The following is an 18,975-nucleotide window of genomic DNA, read 5'->3' on the forward strand; positions in this document are numbered from 1 at the left end:
CATCGGGGAGATCTCGTGGTCAAGAAGCACGGAAAGAAGCAGCGCGCACGGGCCAAGGCTCGACGTACCGGCGCCGGATACGCCTCCGCGGCCGCCGGCACCGCACACGAGCACACACCGCTGCCCGACATGGGCGTCCTGATGTCCGTCCCGCACGGCGGGGGGCGGCCGCTGAACCTTGAGCTCGCCGCCCGTCTGGTGGCCGCCTGCCGTACCGCGTGCAGGCCCTGCCAGACGTCATTGGCCCAGCAGATGCGCCTCCTGGAGAACAGGGCGACCCTGGCGGCGCTCGCGGGCACCCCCTTCGGGATCCTGCCCTCTGTCGGCTCGTTCGCGTCCGAGACGACCCGCGCATGGGCACTGCTCGCGCGGGCGGCGACCGCCGAGCGCCAGGGTGACGCGGCGCTCGCCGCGGTCGAGGCGATGGCGGATCCGCAGGCCTCGGAGTTGCTGGAGGACGCGCTCGATCACTGGGCCCTGGGCGGGGCGAGCCCTGAGGAGATCGCCGACATGATCCAGGTGGTCGACCTCCACCCCCAAGACCTCGGCTCGGACCCGGAGGAGGGCGCCGAGGAGGTCGACAAGTACGCGGACATCGTCCTGTTCAACGAGTTCGCCGACTCCAAGGGCTGGGCGGGCGGGGACTACACGCTGCACCCAGGGTACGTGGAACTGCCGGACGGACGGCCGTTGCCGCTGATCGCCCTTGAGCCCTGTGCCGAGCGGGCAGGCCTTGAGGACCTGCGTACCCGGTGCGGGTGGTCGCCGTGGAACGGCCGGGTGGATGCCTTCCCCGAGCTGGACGTCAACTGGCGTGTCCGCGCCCGCATCGGCGCCCAGGTGCTGGAGGAGCTCGCGCACACCGACGCCGGGGGCTGGGACGACATCCGGCTGTGGCGTGGTGAGGCAAAGGCGCCGCGCGACTGGTGGGACCTGCTCGACGTCGCGGGGCACACCCTGCTGTGCGGTCCCGTCGCATCCACCGATCCGCACGCGATCGGCGCGGCCGCCGAGGCCGGGCAGCTGACGGCCGTCGTCGCCCGCGCCCGGTTCTCCTGACCCTCGCCACCCCTTCAGCGGCACGGAGTATCCAGGCCCCGGTGCCGTCCGGCGCGAACGGGCAGTACCCGACTCGACCCGACCGCGCCGGGCGGTGCCGGGGGGAGCGGGGGTCCGGGGGTCGGCGAAGGCCCCCGCGACCACCGGCCCCAGCCCCCTGTCCACCCCACCGACCCGAACGGCGTCCACATGACCGAGACCACCGTGAACCTCTCCCAGATCGCCCAGCTCGCCCGGGTGGGCCGGGCCGCCGTCGCCAACTGGCGCCGCCGACACGAAGACTTCCCGCCGTCCGTCGGCGGCACCGAGACCAGCCCCCTCTTCCTCCAGACGGCCGCCGAGCAATGGCTGCGCAACCACGACCGGATTCCCCCACCCCCCTCCGAGCCCAACACGCCGCGGCTGCCCGCGACCGTGACCTTCGCCAACGGCAGCACCGTCACGGTGCACGGTCCCGAGCTGCACACGGCACCCGCGTGGAACGGCTACGCGGACGAGGAGGCATTCAGCGGCTACATCGCCCCCGACCGTGACGGAATCCCCTGGCCCACCGCCTCAGCCCGGATCGACCTGCCCGGTCAGGCCCCGTTCGAGGTGACGAACGCCCACGTCGACATCAGCGGCTGGGGCGGCCGTATGAACTTCCTCAAGCTCATCTGGCCCACCGGGCAGCGCACCGTGTTGCCCGCCGATCCCACCGATCCGCAGACCATGGAGGCGCACTGATGACGGACACCCTCACCGAGACGGCGGCCGCGCCGCAGACGATCCCGCAGGCGCCGAGTTCGCAGGAGCCGAGTTGGCCGGAGGCCCTGGGCGCCCGTCGCCTGGCCGGCGTGCTCGCCCACACCACCGGCCAGCCGGTGACGGCCGCCGACGTCGAGGAGCTCGTCGCCCGGGAACATCTGGTCGCCGTCGACTCCTACAAGGGATGGCCGCTGTATTCGACGGCGGCCGCGCGCGAGCTCGACGTCGACCTGGTCGCTTCCATCGTCGCCGCGCGGATGGCATGGGTCGAGGTGAGCCTGACCCGGGACGCGGCGGTCGAGCGGATCGGCTGGCACTGGCGTGACCTTGTGCGGATGGCGCGAGAGGGCCGCATCACGGTCGGCCCCGGCGACCGGTACCGGATCACCGACCTGGACACGCTCGCCGCAGAGGCCGAGAACGAGCAGCACGTCACCGCGCAGGCCGCAGCCGACATCCTGGAGATCAGGCCCACCGACTGGCGGTACGTGGAGGCGGCCGGGTGGATCGAGCCCGCCGACACCTACGAGTGGGAAGTCGGCCGGTCCCGCACCGTCACCGTGGTGCTCTACCGACTCGGCGATGTCCGTGACCTTCGGGAGATGCCCGGCGTGGACTGGGAGGCCGCACGCGGTCTCGGCAAGGGTGTGCCGTCGCCGTTGCGCGAGTACGCCAAGCTCGCCCCCACCCGCGCGGACGCGGTCAAGGCCTTCGCCCAGCAGCTGGCCGACCGGCACGCCACGACGGTGTGGGCGTGGCACAGCCCGTATTCCGGCGTGTGGGAGCTGGACTGGGAGCGGGTGGAGGGGATCCCGACGAAGGAGACCGTCCGGGGGGAGCTGGGAGCGGATCCGGTCGTCGGCTCGTACGCCGACGAGATCACCCTGTGCCCCACCTGGGGTCGGATCACCCGGCAGGCGCGCAGGCTGCTGGAGCCCGACGTGGCCGTGATCGTGGATACCGAGACCACCGACCTGTACGGGCAGACGATCGAGCTGGCCGTCATCGACGCCGCTACCGGCAAGGTGCTCCAGGACACTTTGGTGAAGCCCACGGAGCCGATCTGCGACAGGGCCCGGTACGTGCACGGTCTGAGTGACGAGGACGTGGCCGGAGCCCGACCCTTCGAGAAGGTTCTACCGCGCCTGAGGAAGGTCACCAAGGACCGGGTGATCTGCGTCTACAACGCCCAGTTCGACCGGGCCGTCATCCTGGGCGATGTCCGGCGGGCCGGGAAGAAGCCGCTGCACCTGGAGCCCCAGGAGTCCTGGTACTGCCTCATGGAGGCATACGCGCAGTGGCTCGGCTCCCACAGGTGGCTGGCCCTGGGCGGCGGACACCGCGCGGCCGGCGACTGCGCGGCCGCCCGTGAGGTCTTGGTGCACATGTCCAAGGGGCGCGGCACCAGCTTCGTCCCCCGACCGGCCGCCCCGGGTGACCCTGTGGTGGGCCCGCCCATCCGGTCAGTGCTTGCGGTCGCGCCGACTCCCTGAACACCACCTGCGAGTCGGGGATGCGGGCGTATCGGCCCGCGCCCCAGAATCATCACCTCTTAAGAGGTGATGATTCTGGGGCGCGCCTCGCCCACCGAGGTCGTCTCGGTTTCACCTGTCGGTGTCGGCGGTCTGTGTTCTGCAAGTTCCGGTTGTCCGACTCGTCGTCTCCCACCACTCAGCTGAATTGACACGGACGCTCATCGCCATGGAGGTGTGGGTGTGCCATCTGGGTCAAGGCCATAGGGCCACAGCCTGGCGAAGATTCCAGGCTCCTCGGTCAGGCGGTACAGGGCGTCGGTGTCGCCGTGGTCGGCGGCCTGTCGGGCCAGGGCTTCGGCGCCGTCCCGGTCTCCGGCCTGCTCCCGCATCTGGGCCAGGCGGAACAGGGCGTCGGTGTCGCCGTGGTCGGCGGCCTGCTGGGCCAGGGCTTCGGCGCCGTCGCGGTCCCCGGCCTGCTCCCGCATCTGGGCCAGGCGGAACAGGGCGTCGGTGCGGCCGTGGTCGGCGGCCTGCCGGAGCAGGGCTTCGGCGCTGTCCCGGTCCCCGGCCTCCTCCCGCATCTCAGCCAGGCGGAACAGGGCGTCGGTGTCGCCGTGGTCGGCGGCCTGCCGGGCCAGGGCTTCAGCACCCTCCCGGTCCCCGGCCTCCTCCCGCATCTCAGCCAGGCGGAACAGGGCGTCGGTGCGGCCGTGGTCGGCGGCCTGCCGGGCCAGGGCTTCAGCACCCTCCCGGTCCCCGGCCTCCTCCCGCATCTCAGCCAGGCGGAACAGGGCGTCGGTGCGGCCGTGGTCGGCGGCCTGCCGGAGCAGGGCTTCAGCACCCTCCCGGTCCCCGGCCTCCTCCCGCATCTCAGCCAGGCGATGCAGGGCGGCGGTGCTGCCGTGGTCGGCGGCCTGCCGGGCCAGGGCTTCGGCACTGTCCCGGTCCCCGGCCTCCTCCCGCATCTCAGCCAGGCGATGCAGGGCGTCGGTGCGGCCGTGGTCGGCGGCCTGCCGGAGCAGGGCTTCAGCACCCTCCCGGTCCCCGGCCTCCTCCCGCATCTCAGCCAGGCGATGCAGGGCGGCGGTGCTGCCGTGGTCGGCGGCCTGCCGGGCCAGGGCTTCGGCACTGTCCCGGTCCCCGGCCTCCTCCCGCATCTCAGCCAGGCGATGCAGGGCGTCGGTGCGGCCGTGGTCGGCGGCCTGCCGGAGCAGGGCTTCAGCACCCTCCCGGTCCCCGGCCTCCTCCCGCATCTCAGCCAGGCGGAACAGGGCGGCGGTGCTGCCGTGGTCGAGAGCCTGCCGGAGCGCTACTTCGGCACCCTTCCGGTCCCCGACCCGCTCCCGCATCCAGGCCAGGCGGAACAAGAATTTGGTGTCGCCGTGGTCGGCGGCTTGCAGGGCCAAGGCTTCGGCACCCTCCCGGTCCTCGGCCTCTTCCCGCATCTCGGTCAGGCGGAACAGGGCGGCGGTGCGGCCGTGGTTGAGAGCCTGCCAGGCCAGGGCTTCGGCGCTGTCCCGGTCTCCGGCCTCCTCCCGCATCTCGACCAGGCGATACAGGGCGTCGGTGCTGCCGTGGTCGAGAGCGTGCCGGAGTAAAACTTCGGCGCCCTCCCGGTCCCCGGCCTCCTCCCGCATCTCGGCCAGGCGATGCACCACGGTGGTGTCGCCGCGGTCGGCAGCCTGCAGGGCCAGGGCCTCGGCCTCCTCCCGATTCCCGGCCTCCTCCAGGTTCCGGGCCTCCTCCAGGTTCCGGGCCAGGTAGTCCGGGACGGTGGTGTCGCCGCGGTCGGCGGCGCGGTGGCGGAGCGAGTGGGCCCACTGCAGGCGGTGCCGCTTTCCAGCCTCACTCGCGAGGTTGCCGAGGTTGTCGGGGTCGGTGAGGTGGGTGTGGGCGGCGTGCCAGAACGACGCGGGCGGGCACAGTTGCCTGCGGCTGGTGCGGCCGTGCTGTTCGAGGTAGTCGGCGAGTCGGAACACCGGTCTGGTGATCGATGGGGCCGGGCTGTGAATGGCTGGGGACGGGGCGGGAGGACGTCGCCGGGTGCGGGGGGTGGTGCGGCGCAGGGGGGCCTGTTTTCCGTGGACCAGGGCGGCGAGTTCGGCGAAAGCCTGCTCGGCCCAGTCGTCGGTGAGCTGGTCGTAGTCGGTGTCGGTGAGGTAGTCGGCGGCGGCGTCGGTGAGGAAGGCTTGGGGGAGGTGGATGCCGACACCGAGGCGGCGGGCGTCCATCGCCACTTCCAGTACCGCTGCGGCGGCCGGGGTCGCGTGCCGGTAGCGGTTGAGGAGTTCGGGGACACCGGCGAGGTCCTGAGTGACCCGCCCCTCGGCGCCGGCACGGCCGAGGGCGTCGGCCAGAAGCCGGTCCCCGCCCTCGGCAAGAGCAGCCGCGGCAGCCAACGCCCGAGCGTCGAACGACTCGGGAATCGTCAGCACGCGACCGGCCAGCAACTCCCGTACCCGGCTGTGCGGATCCTGCTCACCCGACGCGGGCAGGGCTGTGTACCGGGCGGCGTACTCGGGCCAGAGCGTGCCCATCACCAGGACCGGCCCGAACTCCACGGTCACCAGCAACCGGTGCACGGCCGCCGCGATCCGCTCACCCGCCGCGCGGTCGCCGAGGTAGTGCTGGGCCTCGTTCAACCACACCACGGTCCGCGGCGAGACACGAGGCAGGTCCTGAAGGGCGTCCTGGGCGCGGGTCGGGTCGAAGGGATGCCACAGCCGCCACCCCTGCGCCGCGAGCGGCTGCACTGCCTCCCAGCACGCCCGCGTCTTCCCCGTCGATGAACTGCCCACCAGCACCACGGCCCGACTACGGCCGGCTGCGGCGTCCTTCACCAGCCCGGCCAGTACCCTGTCATGCTCGCGCGGCACATACGTGGGCATCGTCCGGGCTCCCGACCTTCCGGGCCCGGAGGCGGCGTCACCGGCCGGGTGGACCTCCAGGTCGTACGGATCCCACTCACCGATCGAACGGCCCGGCACCGACCGCACCCCACCCCACGTGTCCTCGACCGCGCTCCGCTGCAAGTCCCGCAGCTCCTCGACCGGCAGCTGCAGCGCACGGGCCAGGGCCGCCACCGTCTCGGACGAGGGGGCAGGCTTCACCGGCGAGAGTGCCTCCGACACCGTCGTGCGTCCCAGCCCGGCACGCGTGGCGAGATCCGTCTGGTTCAGCCGCATGTGGGCCATGCCGCCCCTCAGTCTCTCCCGCAGCTCGGTCAGCGCCGGATTCTGGCTGTCGTGTTTGTCGTGCACGGTGCGTGCCCCCAGGACCGTCGTGTTCGCCGGTGTTCATCTTCCTACCGGCGGACCCCGGCGAACACGGATTCCGTGACCTTGGACCACGTCAACACCCCACCACTTACCGGGAGATTGCCGTGACCGTCGCCGTCGTCCTGCTTACCACCGCATTCGTGACCGTCGTCGCGCTGATGGCCGCCGCCGGCACGGGCAAGCTCGCCCGCATGGACAACGCCAGCTACCCCACCGCCCTCACCCGCGCCGCCACCACCTTCGCCGCGGTCATCACCCTCGCCGCCGTCGTAGCCGGCACCCTGGCGGCCCTCCTCACCTGACAGTCAGCCCTGCTCAGTCTCAAGTGATCCCCCATTGCCTCGCTGCCTTCGTGGTCCGCCCGCGCGCCTAGAGCCTGTCTCTTTGGATGCCTGCCGCGTTGGGTGAGGGTTGGTTACTCTGCTGCGATGGCCAAAAAGACAGAGTCGGAGCTGGTGGTTGACCTTCGGGGGCGGTCGATCGAGACGCTCGACAGCTTCTGGGACGCTGTCGCAGAGCCCTGTGGACTGCCGGAGTGGTTCGGCCGGAACATCGATGCCTGGCGGGACACCATTCAGACCCGAGGCATCTCCGAGGTCATCGACAGCTACGACGTCCTCGTGGTTCACGTGGACAAGCAAGGAGTCTTCGCTGAGCGGAACCGTGAGGCCCGTGCCCTGCGAAGCGCGTTTACGGGGCGGCAGTCGCGACTGGTCGTGCACGAGCCGTACTGATCGCCGCGTGTGGCCGGTCCTCCCGACTCAGCGGCGGGCCCAGATCAAGATGGCCGCCAGATGCAGGGCCGCCCCGTAGGCCAGGGCAAGCTTGTCGGTGCGCATCGCCAAACCTCGCCATTGTTTGAGGCGGTTGATGCACCTCTCGACTGTGTTGCGCTGCTTGTATGCCTCGGCATCGAAACCCGGCGGGCGGCCTCCCGCGCGGCCTCGCCGCAGGCGGTGACCGACTTGGTCCGCGGGCTGCGGGATGACCGCCCGGATCCCGCGCCGGCGAAGATGCCCGCGGATCGCCCTGGAGGAGTACGCGCGATCCGCGAGGACGGCATCTGGTCGGGTCCTGGGTCTCCCGGCTCTGCTTCGCGGCACCCGGATCCTGGCCATGACAGCCTCGAAGGCCGGTGCATCACCGGCCTGGCCTGCAGTGACGTAGATGGCTAACGGGCGTGCCTGGCTGTCACTGGCCAGGTGAACCTTCGTGCTCAAGCCGCCGCGAGAGCGTCCGAGGGCGTGATCTGCGGGTTCGGGCCGACCGGGAGCCCCCTTTTCCTGGCGCCGGCCGAATGCTGGTGAGCCCGGCAGACGGTGGAGTCCACGGAGACGGTCCAGTCCAAGTCGTCATCGGCGTCCGCTGCGGCAAGGACGGCACCGAAGATCCGTTCCCAAGTGCCGTCGACGGCCCACCTGATCAGGCGCTTGTGAGCGGTCTGAAATGACCCGAGCTCCTCGGGCAGGTCGCGCCAGGGCGAGCAAGTTCGGTACTTCCAGGCGATGGCCTCCAGGGTCCGACGGTGGTCGGCCCACCGCCGTCCACGGACCGGATCGGCCGGCATTAACGGCTCGATCCGGTCCCACATCGCATCACTGATCACCAACCGGACAGACACATCCGATCAACTGATCAACCCATCAAAGAGACACGCTCTAGTCCCCCGGGGGCTGCCCACCCCCGAGACGCAGAAGGCCCCCGCCCCGTCCGGATAGCCGGATGAAGCGGGGGCCTTCCCCATCCCTTTCCATCAGGTGGCCGGCCCTGGGCGGCGGACACCGCGCGGCTGGCGACTGCGCGGCGGCCCGTGAGGTCTTGGTGCACATGTCCAAGGGGCGGGGCACCAGCTTCGTCCCCCGGCCGGCAGCCCCGGGTGACCCTGTGGCGGGCCCGCCCGGTCAGGGCTCGCGGTCGCGCCGACCCCTTGAACACCACCCCCGAGTCGGGGGTTCAGGCAACTCACCCGTCTTCGATCGCCTGCACAACTATGCCTCGTCGTCGAGATCGCGCCGCGTGTCAGCGAGGTACTCCCGGACGAGGCGGCGGAGCACTTCACCCTCGTGCGCGCGCTCGTTGAAGACGGCGCGCTGGAAGGCTCTGACCTCCTCCCGCTTCAGGAACGCGTGCAGGAGCCTTGCCTGCGGATGGAAGTAACCGCAGCAGATCAGGCGCGTGCAGTACCCCTTCAGCTCCCTGACCTTCGGGGTCCGCCATGGGTAGTGCGGGTACCCCTTGAGCTCCGCCTTGCAGCGATCAAGGATCTTGAACAGCTCAGTCTTGTTCCCCCATTTCTCCTCGCCGTAGTGCAGCTCGAACCACTCGCGGCGATCCGCGTCGGCTATCTCTCGCTGGACGCGTTCCACGCGTCTTGTGATGCCGGCGAAGACCTTCGGGCTCATCCTCCACTTGGAGCGAGTCAGCTCCGGATATCGGTGGCAGATGTCCATATCTACAACCCAATGCGCGGCGCTCTCGTGCTTGCTCTTCCGGAGGTTGCAGGGATTGCAGGCCGGGACGAAGTTCCACCAGATGTCGTGGCCTGCCCCGGCGATCGGCCTTTCGTGGTCCAGTGTGGTGGACGGGGAGCGACCGCAATACACGCACAGGCCACGTTGCGCAGTCAGCACCATCAGCCACACCCAGGCCTTCTGCTTGCCTCTGTCACCTCGGCGAATAGCTTCCACTGCACCCCTCCTGCCCGTAGCTGGCTAGGCGGGATCGTAAGACAGGGCGCTGACAATCCAAGGGCGGCCTTCGGCCGCCACAGCCGCAAGCCGTCTTCGCTCTATGGCCGCCCTCCGGGCGGTACTACTCCTTCACCTGCACGCCTTCGCTTGATCCAGCGCGTCACGGCGATGGCAGCCTTCACCAGGCCCACGAGCATGGGCGCCAGGAACCCAGCCGCGATGGCCGCGATGGCACTCGCGATCACGGCCGGGATGAGCAGGAGGACGATGAGCGTGAGCCTCGCCGGCAGACTGTCGAAATAGCCTTCAGTCTCGATCCACAGCCACACCGCCGCGGACAGCATGCCGAGACAGAAGACCACGGCCGCCGTGAGGAAGTACGACAGCTCAACCCACTCGGGAACATCACCCGCCGGACGGGCGCCCGGTCGCGACGGCAAGGGCCTGGTCGCAGTCGCCCGCCTCGCCCCTCCAGACAGTCGCACCCTGTATCCGCCGTAGAAGCCTCTGCCGTTCGACCAGCCTGAATAAAAGCCCATGTCAGATCCCCTCCCCTTTATGGAGATCATCTTTCCATGGCGCTCACCTGGCTGAAATATGCCTTGGCGTCTTCACGAAGGGGCGGCCTACCGGCCGCCACAGCCGCTTGCCGTCTTCACGCTGTCCGCCCTCCGGGCGGCACCGCCCCTTCGCCGCGGGACTACCTCGCGCCGGCGAAGGGCACGGGGCCACCGGCATCGGCCCGTTGGGCCGGGCACACTGATGTCATGCACGATTCTGACGACGTCCTGTCCGGTTGGGCGCCCGCGCGCGCGACCCGGGGCTGACGTCCTTCGGCCGCGTCTTGCAGTGCATCGAGGCTATGCGCGCCGGCCGGTTCGACCCGCACGTGCCGGGCGGCATCACGGACGCCCGGAAGCAGCCCATGGAGTGATGCATCTGAGGCGCAGGAGCGTTGGGGCCACGGACCCCGGCGTGCCGTTTCTGCGGTGAACCGGGCGCCGCTGAACGGGTGACGGCCGGGCGCCGGACCTACGCACGGCGGTCAGCAGGCAATAGAACCGCCGTGTGATGCTTACGTTAAAGCGCGCGGCGGCCGCGATGTCCCTCGCCGTACTTCCGCTGTCCCTTCCGACAACCGCCCATGCCCGGGCTGCCGCACCGGAGGTCCTTCCGATCGGCGTCGCGGTCTCGGCGCTCCAGGTCGCCGACGAGTCCCGCGTCGGGTACACGCGGACCGCGTTCAAGCACTGGACCGCGGGCGACAACGCGACCGACGGGTGCAACACGCGCCAGGAGGTCCTGATCGCCGAGGCCGTCGTCGCCCCGGAGATCGGCCCTCGCTGCACCCTGACCGGCGGGACCTGGACTTCCTATTACGACGAGAGCACGGTCGACGGCGCGGGCGGCCTGGACATCGACCACATGGTCCCGCTCGCCGAGGCCTGGGACTCGGGCGCCAGTTCCTGGACGGCGGCCCGCCGCGAGGCCTACGCCAACGACCAGGGCCAGGCATCGAGCTTGGTCGCGGTGACCGCGCGGTCCAACAGGAGCAAGTCGGATCAGGACCCGGCCGAGTGGCTGCCTCCGTCCTCCGACGCCCTGTGCCGGTACGGGGCGGAGTGGACCGCGACGAAGCTGCGCTGGGGCCTGGCCGTCGACGAGCTGGAGAAGTACCGCCTGCAGCAGATCGCCGCCGGATGCGGAGGCGACTCGGTCACCTTCACCCCGGCTCCCTGACCGCGGGCCCGGGACGGCATCGTGAAGGAGATCGCCGAGCAGCATCTCGCGGAGCCCGGGCTGGTCGTGTTCGACGTGACCGGCGCGGACGAGGACACCGTGCGCGCCGCCGTCGACGCCCTGGGCCGGCTGTACGCGACATCGGGACCGGGACGCATTCGGCGCGTACCGGGCCAGACCGGCGTCCGGGTCCGGGTGTACGCGGACCTGCTACGACCCGGCAACCGGCCCTAGAGGAAACTCACCCTCGACCATGGGGTCGGGACTGCCCGCGGACCAGCCGGATCACTCAGACTGTGAAGGCTTAGTCGGATCTTGGCGCCGGGTGCGGTACGACGGCGTCGCCATCGGAGTTGCCGCCGCCCGGCAGACATCCGTGTCTTCCTCGCCGCGGCCAGCCTGGAGGACGCCGAGGACGTGGACCTGGCGGACGCGGGTTTCGTGGAGTGGAGAGGCGGCGGGCCCGAACAATGGGAGCCCTCGTCCTGACGCGACTTAATTACACCAATCCGGTCACGACATCAACTTTAATGTGTCACGTGGGTACGATTGGTATTCCATGCCCCCCATGGAACTTCGCTTCGGGGGTGCAGTGGAGGGCCCGACCCGGGTGCAACCAGGCCGAACCCTCCTGTGTCTGCAACGAGCCCGGCCGACCTTCATCCGGCCGGGCTTCTTGCTGCCCGTTCCGGCCGTCTCATCGCGCACTGGTCACCCCTGGGGGATGAACCACTTCATCACTTCGGCGATCACCGTCACGTAGACCGGGGACCAGAAGACCAGAGCGTGCTGCCAGGGAGGCCTGCGCTCACGATCCTTGTCCTCGTCGTCCGTGTCCTGCGTATTCGCCATGTGAACCTCCGAGTGCTCCCATGCGATCCCCCTGAGGGGCCCATACCAATCTGGTAGGTCACGTGGAGGGAGCCTCCGTGAGGTAGCTCAGATTCTATGGGCAGTTGGCAGCCAAGTACGGCGTGATCACGGGGTTGTGACGTCTAGTCAGTGCCAAGCCCTGATTGGAGACCGATGATCGGACGTCCGCCGGCCTTGAGTTCGGGCCCGTACTTGTAGAGGGTGGTCGGCGACACGTCCAGGAACTTGGCGATCGAGGCCGGACGCGGACATTGACATCCCTCCCTCGGAAACGGAACGGACTTGATCGTCGCACCCCCGCAGCAGCCGGCTGGCGGCCCTGTGGACAAGTAGGGGCCTGTGGACCACTGCGTGCCCCAGCGGTGGACACGAGGCGCGCAAAATCGCCTGCGGCGAAGACTTCTGACGACCCGCCCACGGTTCGCGGGTACCCCCGGGGCCGGTCGTACGACCCGGACGAGCATCACCGACACCGCCCCCGGATTCCGGAGGGGGTGAACACGCCAGCGGTCGCCCGGGGCGAGGCTCCCCTTGTCCGGCACGGCCGCAGGCCAGCGCGGTAGGGATCGCCACCGACCGTGGGGCATGACCTTCTCACTCACCTCATAAGAGGTGAGTTCACCCCCTCAGCCGCCGAGAAGAGGTGACCGACTCACGGGGGGACAGTCCCAGCGGCTGGATCCTTTGCCGGGGAATGGGTGATCGCGTCGGCAGAGAGTTTCGGTGCGATGTCTTCCAAGTCTGGGTGGGTGGCGGCCACCATGCGCAGGATGCGCAGCACGCTCACGGTGTCGAGAGGCTGTCCGTTGACCGTGGTGAAGACGTGGCCGGTGTCGGGAATGGCGGCCGCTCTGTGGGGTCTCCCGGCGGTGCCGGTGGCGAGGTACTCGTCGATGGCGCGGACGGCGTCGTGGTGAACGGGCTGGAGACGGGTGGCGTCGGAGGCGGCGTTCTTCTGCGGGACGTCCCAGGTGGTTCGGTGCTGCTCCTGGTGGCGGCCGCTCAGGCGCATGGAGGTGATTTGCCCGGGGCGGAAGACGTCGTCGTCGGAGTGCCTGCCCCACAGGTAGTGGTTGAGGCTGAGGTAAACGAGGGCGCGGGCGCGTTGGGGCCCTTCGCGACGGGTGCCGGGGTAGCGGTCGGCGGCCTGCGCGAGCCAGCGGCACTGATCGGGGGTGAGGAGTTCGCGACCGGGCAGGCCGGCTGAGAAGTTCCCGCCGCGCCGGAACTGGAGGGACCGCGCGGTGCCGGGCGGCACGAGGGCTGGTCCGCCGTCGGTCCTCGGGGTCTCCGCCCAGCGGTAGAAGGAGCGGACGGCCCCACAGGCGGCGTCGCGTGATCGGGCTGCGGTCGCGTAGTCGATGGCCCAGTTTTGCAGCGTCATGGGGGTGGGCTGGAGGTACAGGTCGGGGTCCGGGCGTCCGTCGAGCCCGCAGCCGACGGTGAGCCAGTGCAGGACCGCGGGCCGATAGTGCTCCAAGGCCTGGTAGCCGAAGTATCCGTTCGCCTCGGAGTTCGGGCCGGCCAGCCACTCCTCGACCTGGTCGACAACGTCGTGATGCATCGAACCAAACTAGCGCCGCCCCCTCCGCCCCTGTCGGCCGCAGTCCGGGTGGTTGGGGGAGAACCCCTGGGGTTCGCAGTGAGCCCCGCCGGCAAGGCACGGGGTGAGCCAGGGACACCTGAGGACCGACCTCGCCCTGCGGGGCCGGCCGGCGTGCCGCCTCAGGGCCGTCGGGGAACGCGGCGTTCAGTCGCGGAGTCGGGCAGACGCAGGGGCCGGCCGTGGGGGTGTTGATCACCTGCGGATCGCGGCCAGGATTCCGACACGGGGGTGGGCATCGATGCGCGGGGCGGATTCCGGCGCAACCATGGACGTGGCACGCGGTCGTGGGGGCGGCCGCCCGGGGAGAAGGAGTTGCCCATGGTGTTCGTCGGGAACCACGCCGAGTGGGGGCGGGTCGACGTCACGTTGTCGGACCTCGGATGCGGCCGGGACCGGACCGCGATTCATCGGCCGAAGGACGGGCCGGCCCCGCTGATCTGCCGTGACCCGGAGTGCGGGTGGGCGCTGCACCTGGTGCACGTCACCCACGGCGGTCGGGATCTTTGGTACCTGCGGCACGCGGACGGCGCCCCGCACTGCCCGACGGCCGGGGAATCGATGGCACATCACCTGTTGAAGTTGGACCTGGCCCTGGCGGTCCGGGACGCCGGCGGGGAGGCGGAGCTGGAGGCGTTAGCGCCTGACGGGTCCTGGCGGGCGGACGTGCTGGCGACCATGCCGGACGGCCGCTTGATGGCGCTGGAGGCGCAGATGTCCACCATCACGGTGGAGGACATCGAGCGGCGCACCGCCCGATACTCGGCGGCCGGGGTGGAGGTCTGCTGGTTCACGGACCGGAAGACCGTGCCGTGGCTTGGCGTCGTGCCGGCGGTCCAGGTGGCCCGGGCCGAGGATGGCGGCCCGCTTCTGGTCGTCGCCGGGGCGGCCCGGTTTGCACGGGAGTGGTGCGTTCAGCGGCCACTGTGCGAACGGGCCCGAGGGGCGCTCCCGTGCGGTGGGCACGGCCGGTGGGTGGACGTCGACGACCTGGAGTTGGAGCGGTTCGTGGCGGCCTTGGTCGCGAACACGGTGCGCCCGTACCGGCTTCGGGTCGGGGAACCGGTGCTCCGGTGGATCGCCCGGCGTTACTTCGAGTGGGAGGCCGAGCAGCTGGCGGCGTCCGAGGTGCACCGACGAGCGGCCGAGCGGGCCGCGGCCGTCGAGCGGCGTCGGGAGCAGGACCAGGCCGACCACTTGGCGCGCATCCGGGAGCTGGAGGCCCGCCAGGCCGGCCTTCGCCGCCCTGTCCGTGCGTGGGTATGCCAGGAGACTGGGGATCCTGTCGCCGCCGTCCGTACGGGGAGAGATCCGGAACCCGCGTTCGCCATGGGGTTGCCGGTGACGGTGCACGGTGAGCTGTACGGAGTGATCTGCCCGGTGGCCAGCCGCCTGCCGGCGCTGCGGCAGGAGCTGGAGGGGCTGGTCTTCTTCGCCGCGACGGAGCGGGAGGCGGCCCGTATCTCGGGGCAGGCGCCTCGGGGGCAACAGGTCGTCGTCCTGGAAGTCGAGGCGTCGGAGGTCCCCGAGCAGCGCGCCGGCGGCGGGGTCACCGTGACGCCGGTAGGCCGGGGCCCGGGCCGCATCAGCGTTCGGGACATGGCTCGGTTCATGACGGGCGTCGACAGGATGTGAGCGTCGGCGTCCGGACGCAGCGGGTACACGCACCACCGGAACGGTTGGACGGAGGCTTGAAGTCGGTTGTGACAGACCTTGGCCCTGATACGGAGAGGCGTTCACCGCGTCCGGAGCTGCTGCCCATCCCCGTGACCTGACCCATCTGACGGGGTTGGTACTCCCGTGGACAATGCGACGCGAACGACGCTTCCCGACAGCGACGACTCCGACTCCTGGCGATCACCCTACGAGGCCGAGGAGGAAGGCAGCGACCTCACGACCGAGATCAGATCCCTGATGGACCACGGAGTCACCGACCCCGGATACGCCATCGACATGGCGTGCGCAGCCGCCGAGGCATCCGAGACCTTGTGCGTGCTGCTCCGCAGTCAGTGGGCCTTATACACCCCGCAACAGGCGGCGACCGTGGTGTCCGCACTGTTCGCACAGGTTTCAGCAGCGGCCGAGGCGCTGCGAGGTGTCGACCGGGTACTGGCGCACATGGCCGCCCGTGGCGATTTGGGCCACCAGACTGACCATGGCGACGAGCGGCCACGAACGACTCTTCCCGCGGCGGCTGACGCGCTCGACCGAGTACTGGGCGGCCACGCCTCCCAGTCCGTCGAGCTCCTCCTTCGGACGCCCTCCACAGCACCTCTGCCAGCCGACGCCCACGAAGCAGTCGCAGCCGTTGCCCGCCTGCTGGGCCCCCGCACGCCGATGACCCGATGCGACCCCACAACGCCCACGCAGGGCATTGTGGACAGCCTGTCCACCGGGTGCGGTTGCGAGATCGACATCGAGAGCCAGGGCCAGGTCTTCAGCTTCGGCCGAGGAGACAGCTGTTGGTCCCTGGACCTCAAGGTCGTGATGCCGGACGGGAGCGCCATCTACGACTCCGTCGCCGAACTCGGCACGAGCCTGGACACCGCGCACCCCGACCACCTGGTCGAAGAGATCCTGCGGGTACTGCCCCAGTGAGCAAACCCAGGCGCCACCCAAGGGTGCAGAGCAACCGCTCGGTGGCCCGTAACGCCCGCCGGCTCCGGTTCGATTCCCTCAGCGGTTCAGCCGTCGATCGACCGGGAGGTATCCCCGGTTCAAGTCGTGAAGGCCCTTCGCTCGTCCGAGGGACATTTCGCAGCCGGGCAGGGAAGCGTCGATATCTTCGCCCCATGCCTTCCTCCACGGACACACACGCCCACCCTCGGGTGAAGATGAGCCAGTCCGCAGCCACCGAGGCTGTGCGCGTCGGCGTTGCGGACGGAACTTCCGTCCGTGAGCTCGCCGAGACCACAGGGTGGTCTGTCGGCTGGGTCTCGGAACTCGCCAAGACCTTCAGGGCATCACCGGCTTCCGGAGCCGAGGCCCGACCGACACCCGACTCGCCACTGGCTCCCGAACCGGACGTCTTGGAGGAGCCGGTGGACACCGAAGCAACGCAGCGGGCCTTGGTGGGCCGGCTGCTCGTCACCCCCGAAGTCATCCCGCACGTCGCCGCCTCGTTGCTGCCCGAGGACCTGAACGAACCACTCTCGGTGATCCTCACTTCGATCCTGATGCTTCACGCCGCGGGGGAGGCCATCGGACCGATCGACGTGGGTGTCCACCTGTACCGGCGGGGAAAACTCGCGGCCGTCGGCGGGAGCGCCTTTCTCACCGAACTTGCCCGCGCGGGAGAAGCCCCAGCCCCGGTGGTGAAGCCTCCCACTCACAATTCGGCGTGGTTCGCTCAACCTGTCAAGGGATTTCCCTACTCGGGCGGCTTCGCAACGGCGTACGAGGTGGTACGAGGGTGAACCGACTGACGCTGCGCCGATGGGTCTTCTCGCCTGTCACCTCCTGGCAGGCGGGGAGGCTCGTTCGTCTGACCGCTGTCGATCACGACACGGCGTGGGTCGGACTGCGGATCGCCGCCCACCCTGACGAGGTGGTGTGGGCGGCGAAGCGAGACGCGGGCCGGTAGTTGTTCGGGCTCCCGGACGGGCAGCACGAAAGCGTTGCCCTGTGCGGCGGAGTTGGAGATGGGGTACTCATGCGGGGCCTTCCGTCGGCTGCTGCTATTCCCTTTGGTAGACCCGTTTCGGCCATGTCGTATCCCCGCCCCTGCGGCCGGCACTGAGCCTGCCCGCGACTTGGTTCACTTCCGAGTGGTCAGGCGGTGGTGTCGGCTACGTGGGGAAGTAGTCCGTGAGGATGCATCCCTCGACCTTGCCATCGGTTTTGGTGTAGCCACTGGGAAGCTCACTGTTGAATTTGGCGCTGCACGACGCGACGAGTAGCCCCGAAGGCTTCAGCGCGCGCATGGTGTCGCCGGCATTGGGAACGACTGCGAAGTCCACCCCGACCAATACGACCGCTTGCTTCTCTGCCGCGTCGTTCGCCTTGAGTGCCTGCTGGAACTTCTTCATGTCGGAGATGGCCACCAAGGCGATGTGCCCGGTTTCGGCGTCGCAGTACATCTTCTCCTTCACGCCCGCTTCGGTGCCCTTGGGGATGTCCTCGAACTCGTTGCCGCCGTACTTGCGCTCCGGCGCGTAGGTCTCCAGGTCCGTGCAGCTCGTGTACGTGTTGACGAAACGTTCCATTGCGGCGACGTCCTTGGCCTTCGGCAGGCTCTTGCCGCCGCTCCCGGCGAGGGTGTCCCCGTCCCCGCCGCAGGCTGTCAGGGACGCGAGCGCTATGAGGGCGGCTCCGGCGGTGAAGGTTCTGGACAAGCGCATGACGTCTCCTTGGTGCGGCCCTCAAGGCCCTGGAGTCCTAGCTCAGACACCAGCCGCAAACTAGCCGGATGATCACGCGCCTGCCGCCGCCGTGGCGGCCTGTTCGTCGTGCTCCCGCAGCATCCGCATGACGGTGGCGGGTGAGGGGTGCTGGCCCCTCTTCGCGCCGTACGTCGTTGAGCTTGGTGATCTCCGTGAGCAGGGAGTCCAAGCCGACCGCGCCCGGGTCGCGCTTGAGCGCGGCCAGCAGCGCCGTACCCGCCTCGTTGTCCTCGGTCACGAGGGACAGCAGCCGAGCCGTGCCTGCCTCGCCGAGGCGGCCGATCGTGCGGGCGCAGAATGTCTTCTCCCACTTGCCCCGCGCCGCGACGAGGACCTTCTCGACCCGGGTCCGGCCCGGCGGCTCGATCTTCCGGGCCCGACACTCGGCCAGCAGGCCCTCGCGCTGCCGGTCCTCCACCAGCTCGACCGGGCAGACCTCCACAGCCAGCCACTCGGCCAGCGTCTTCTCGTCCGCGACTGTCGAGGGCCGGAAGCCCAGGGCCTCACGGATCTGCTTGCGGTGGTACTCGGCAGTCCGGCCGACCAGCGTGTACTTCGCGAAGTCGCCGGCCGGGACCTTCACCAGATCTGCGACGTACTCCACCGCGGCCGGCGGGACCTCCTCCAGCACATCGGGGAACCGGCCCTCCAGCTCGAAGAACTTCAGCAAGAGGCTGAAGCCGAGCCGGGTAGTCCCGCTTTTGTTCGCCACCAGGTCCCAGTCACCGTCTACCAGCGTCCAGTTCGCCAACAGCTCCTCTGGCGACCACTCTTGCCGCACGCCCGCCCCTTTGGCCTCGATCACTCGATCAGACCAACGACGGCGCCCAGGAGGGGGAAACGGGGCTCGTCCGGCTACCCGCGACCTAGTTTGCGGCTGGTGTCTGAGCTAGGACTCCAGGGCCTTCTGGGCGACGAGGAGACGCTGGTCGAGGAGATTAGAAGTTGCTTGTAACAGACCTTGGCCACCCCTCCCCTGTCCGCGGTTTCCCCAACGTCCGGTGGTCACGGGTACGGCGTGGGGCGGGGCCGGGCATGCCGGCGAGTGGGTGGTGGGGTTGGTCTGTTACAAGAAACTTGAGGTCGGGGGCTGGATAGGATTCGACGGGTTCGAGTGCTGCTGAGAGC

Annotated in this window: 19 protein-coding genes; 11 read left to right on the top strand and 8 right to left on the bottom strand. The window is 69.7% G+C overall.

Annotated elements, in window-relative coordinates; translation table 11 throughout:
• The first annotated feature begins 15 nt into the window (after nucleotides 1-15).
• From NOD94_RS04955 to NOD94_RS04965, 3 genes are all read left to right on the top strand, one after another.
• The gene (locus NOD94_RS04955; protein ID WP_281204453.1) at nucleotides 16-1,059 is read left to right on the top strand and encodes a hypothetical protein; all 1,044 of its coding nucleotides are present in this window, start codon (nucleotides 16-18) and stop codon (nucleotides 1,057-1,059) included.
• Nucleotides 1,060-1,248: 189 nt separating this feature from the next.
• Entirely contained in the window at nucleotides 1,249-1,785 is a 537-nt protein-coding gene (locus NOD94_RS04960; RefSeq protein ID WP_281204484.1) for a hypothetical protein, read from the top strand.
• Nucleotides 1,785-3,299, top strand: a complete 1,515-nt coding sequence (locus tag NOD94_RS04965) for a 3'-5' exonuclease (RefSeq protein ID WP_281204454.1) — start codon at nucleotides 1,785-1,787, stop codon at nucleotides 3,297-3,299. Before NOD94_RS04960 ends, NOD94_RS04965 begins: the two co-directional genes overlap by 1 nt.
• Nucleotides 3,300-3,499: 200 nt before the next feature.
• On the opposite strand, the gene NOD94_RS04970 is transcribed toward NOD94_RS04965, so the two are convergent.
• On the bottom strand, nucleotides 3,500-6,541 hold the full coding sequence (locus NOD94_RS04970) for a tetratricopeptide repeat protein (RefSeq protein WP_281204455.1): 3,042 nt from the start codon (nucleotides 6,539-6,541) through the stop codon (nucleotides 3,500-3,502).
• Between the two features lie 122 nt (nucleotides 6,542-6,663).
• Between NOD94_RS04970 and NOD94_RS04975 the strand changes: the two genes are divergently transcribed.
• Together NOD94_RS04975 and NOD94_RS04980 are read left to right on the top strand one after the other, a co-directional pair.
• Entirely contained in the window at nucleotides 6,664-6,861 is a 198-nt protein-coding gene (locus NOD94_RS04975; protein WP_281204456.1) for a hypothetical protein, read from the top strand.
• Nucleotides 6,862-6,987: 126 nt separating this feature from the next.
• Nucleotides 6,988-7,293 carry a barstar family protein gene (locus NOD94_RS04980; protein WP_281204457.1) on the top strand — a complete coding sequence of 102 codons (306 nt, stop codon included), beginning with the start codon at nucleotides 6,988-6,990 and terminating at the stop codon, nucleotides 7,291-7,293.
• Between the two features lie 27 nt (nucleotides 7,294-7,320).
• Here the strand turns inward: NOD94_RS04980 and NOD94_RS04985 are convergent.
• The 3 genes from NOD94_RS04985 to NOD94_RS04995 all read right to left on the bottom strand — a co-directional run bounded on the left by NOD94_RS04985 (nucleotide 7,321) and on the right by NOD94_RS04995 (nucleotide 9,818).
• A protein-coding gene (locus NOD94_RS04985) for an IS5 family transposase (RefSeq protein ID WP_281204482.1) occupies nucleotides 7,321-8,150 on the bottom strand; the annotation gives its coding sequence in 2 pieces (ribosomal slippage) (nucleotides 7,321-7,824 and nucleotides 7,827-8,150; 828 coding nt in all).
• A gap of 397 nt (nucleotides 8,151-8,547) precedes the next feature.
• Complete coding sequence (locus NOD94_RS04990; RefSeq protein WP_281204458.1) at nucleotides 8,548-9,009, bottom strand: hypothetical protein; 462 nt, start codon at nucleotides 9,007-9,009, stop codon at nucleotides 8,548-8,550.
• 338 nt (nucleotides 9,010-9,347) lie between these two features.
• Nucleotides 9,348-9,818: a hypothetical protein gene (locus NOD94_RS04995; protein ID WP_281204459.1), complete on the bottom strand. Its 471-nt coding sequence runs from the start codon at nucleotides 9,816-9,818 to the stop codon at nucleotides 9,348-9,350.
• A 502-nt stretch (nucleotides 9,819-10,320) separates the two neighbouring features.
• On the opposite strand from NOD94_RS04995, the gene NOD94_RS05000 reads away from it, so the two are divergent.
• Both NOD94_RS05000 and NOD94_RS05005 read left to right on the top strand, forming a co-directional pair.
• Nucleotides 10,321-10,989, top strand: coding sequence for an HNH endonuclease family protein (locus NOD94_RS05000; protein WP_281204483.1), 669 nt, complete (start codon nucleotides 10,321-10,323; stop codon nucleotides 10,987-10,989).
• Nucleotides 10,990-11,010: 21 nt separating this feature from the next.
• On the top strand, nucleotides 11,011-11,223 hold the full coding sequence (locus NOD94_RS05005; RefSeq protein ID WP_281204460.1) for a DUF6207 family protein: 213 nt from the start codon (nucleotides 11,011-11,013) through the stop codon (nucleotides 11,221-11,223).
• A gap of 477 nt (nucleotides 11,224-11,700) precedes the next feature.
• Here NOD94_RS05005 and NOD94_RS05010 read toward each other — a convergent pair whose 3' ends face one another.
• Entirely contained in the window at nucleotides 11,701-11,841 is a 141-nt protein-coding gene (locus NOD94_RS05010) for a hypothetical protein (protein ID WP_281204461.1), read from the bottom strand.
• Nucleotides 11,842-12,514: 673 nt separating this feature from the next.
• A complete protein-coding gene (locus tag NOD94_RS05015) occupies nucleotides 12,515-13,426 on the bottom strand; it encodes a hypothetical protein (RefSeq protein WP_281204462.1) in 912 nt (303 codons plus the stop codon).
• A gap of 360 nt (nucleotides 13,427-13,786) precedes the next feature.
• Here NOD94_RS05015 and NOD94_RS05020 point away from each other — a divergent pair, with 360 nt between their 5' ends.
• The 4 genes from NOD94_RS05020 to NOD94_RS05035 all read left to right on the top strand — a co-directional run bounded on the left by NOD94_RS05020 (nucleotide 13,787) and on the right by NOD94_RS05035 (nucleotide 17,048).
• On the top strand, nucleotides 13,787-15,100 hold the full coding sequence (locus NOD94_RS05020) for a competence protein CoiA family protein (protein WP_281204463.1): 1,314 nt from the start codon (nucleotides 13,787-13,789) through the stop codon (nucleotides 15,098-15,100).
• A 165-nt stretch (nucleotides 15,101-15,265) separates the two neighbouring features.
• Nucleotides 15,266-16,063, top strand: a complete 798-nt coding sequence (locus NOD94_RS05025) for a hypothetical protein (protein ID WP_281204464.1) — start codon at nucleotides 15,266-15,268, stop codon at nucleotides 16,061-16,063.
• A 194-nt stretch (nucleotides 16,064-16,257) separates the two neighbouring features.
• Nucleotides 16,258-16,881: a DnaB-like helicase N-terminal domain-containing protein gene (locus NOD94_RS05030; RefSeq protein WP_281204465.1), complete on the top strand. Its 624-nt coding sequence runs from the start codon at nucleotides 16,258-16,260 to the stop codon at nucleotides 16,879-16,881.
• On the top strand, nucleotides 16,878-17,048 hold the full coding sequence (locus tag NOD94_RS05035) for a hypothetical protein (protein ID WP_281204466.1): 171 nt from the start codon (nucleotides 16,878-16,880) through the stop codon (nucleotides 17,046-17,048). Before NOD94_RS05030 ends, NOD94_RS05035 begins: the two co-directional genes overlap by 4 nt.
• 205 nt (nucleotides 17,049-17,253) lie before the next feature.
• On the opposite strand, the gene NOD94_RS05040 is transcribed toward NOD94_RS05035, so the two are convergent.
• The gene (locus NOD94_RS05040) at nucleotides 17,254-17,805 is read right to left on the bottom strand and encodes a hypothetical protein (RefSeq protein WP_281204467.1); all 552 of its coding nucleotides are present in this window, start codon (nucleotides 17,803-17,805) and stop codon (nucleotides 17,254-17,256) included.
• Between the two features lie 37 nt (nucleotides 17,806-17,842).
• On the bottom strand, nucleotides 17,843-18,628 hold the full coding sequence (locus NOD94_RS05045) for a DUF4158 domain-containing protein (protein ID WP_281204468.1): 786 nt from the start codon (nucleotides 18,626-18,628) through the stop codon (nucleotides 17,843-17,845).
• Nucleotides 18,629-18,975: the final 347 nt, after the last annotated feature.

The organism is Streptomyces sp. Isolate_45, assembly GCF_024721315.2.
Lineage (GTDB): Bacteria > Actinomycetota > Actinomycetes > Streptomycetales > Streptomycetaceae > Streptomyces.

Excerpts from the sequence above, each read along its gene's own strand:
- NOD94_RS05015 (WP_281204462.1), bottom strand. The coding sequence starts at position 13,426 with ATGCATCACGACGTTGTCGACCAGGTCGAGGAGTGGCTGGCCGGCCCG.
- NOD94_RS04990 (WP_281204458.1), bottom strand. The coding sequence starts at position 9,009 with ATGGACATCTGCCACCGATATCCGGAGCTGACTCGCTCCAAGTGGAGG.
- NOD94_RS05030 (WP_281204465.1), top strand. The coding sequence starts at position 16,258 with ATGCCTTCCTCCACGGACACACACGCCCACCCTCGGGTGAAGATGAGC.
- NOD94_RS04960 (WP_281204484.1), top strand. The coding sequence starts at position 1,249 with ATGACCGAGACCACCGTGAACCTCTCCCAGATCGCCCAGCTCGCCCGG.
- NOD94_RS04995 (WP_281204459.1), bottom strand. The coding sequence starts at position 9,818 with ATGATCTCCATAAAGGGGAGGGGATCTGACATGGGCTTTTATTCAGGC.
- NOD94_RS05040 (WP_281204467.1), bottom strand. The coding sequence starts at position 17,805 with ATGCGCTTGTCCAGAACCTTCACCGCCGGAGCCGCCCTCATAGCGCTC.
- NOD94_RS04980 (WP_281204457.1), top strand. The coding sequence starts at position 6,988 with ATGGCCAAAAAGACAGAGTCGGAGCTGGTGGTTGACCTTCGGGGGCGG.
- NOD94_RS05020 (WP_281204463.1), top strand. The coding sequence starts at position 13,787 with ATGGTGTTCGTCGGGAACCACGCCGAGTGGGGGCGGGTCGACGTCACG.
- NOD94_RS04965 (WP_281204454.1), top strand. The coding sequence starts at position 1,785 with ATGACGGACACCCTCACCGAGACGGCGGCCGCGCCGCAGACGATCCCG.
- NOD94_RS05000 (WP_281204483.1), top strand. The coding sequence starts at position 10,321 with ATGCTTACGTTAAAGCGCGCGGCGGCCGCGATGTCCCTCGCCGTACTT.
- NOD94_RS05010 (WP_281204461.1), bottom strand. The coding sequence starts at position 11,841 with ATGGCGAATACGCAGGACACGGACGACGAGGACAAGGATCGTGAGCGC.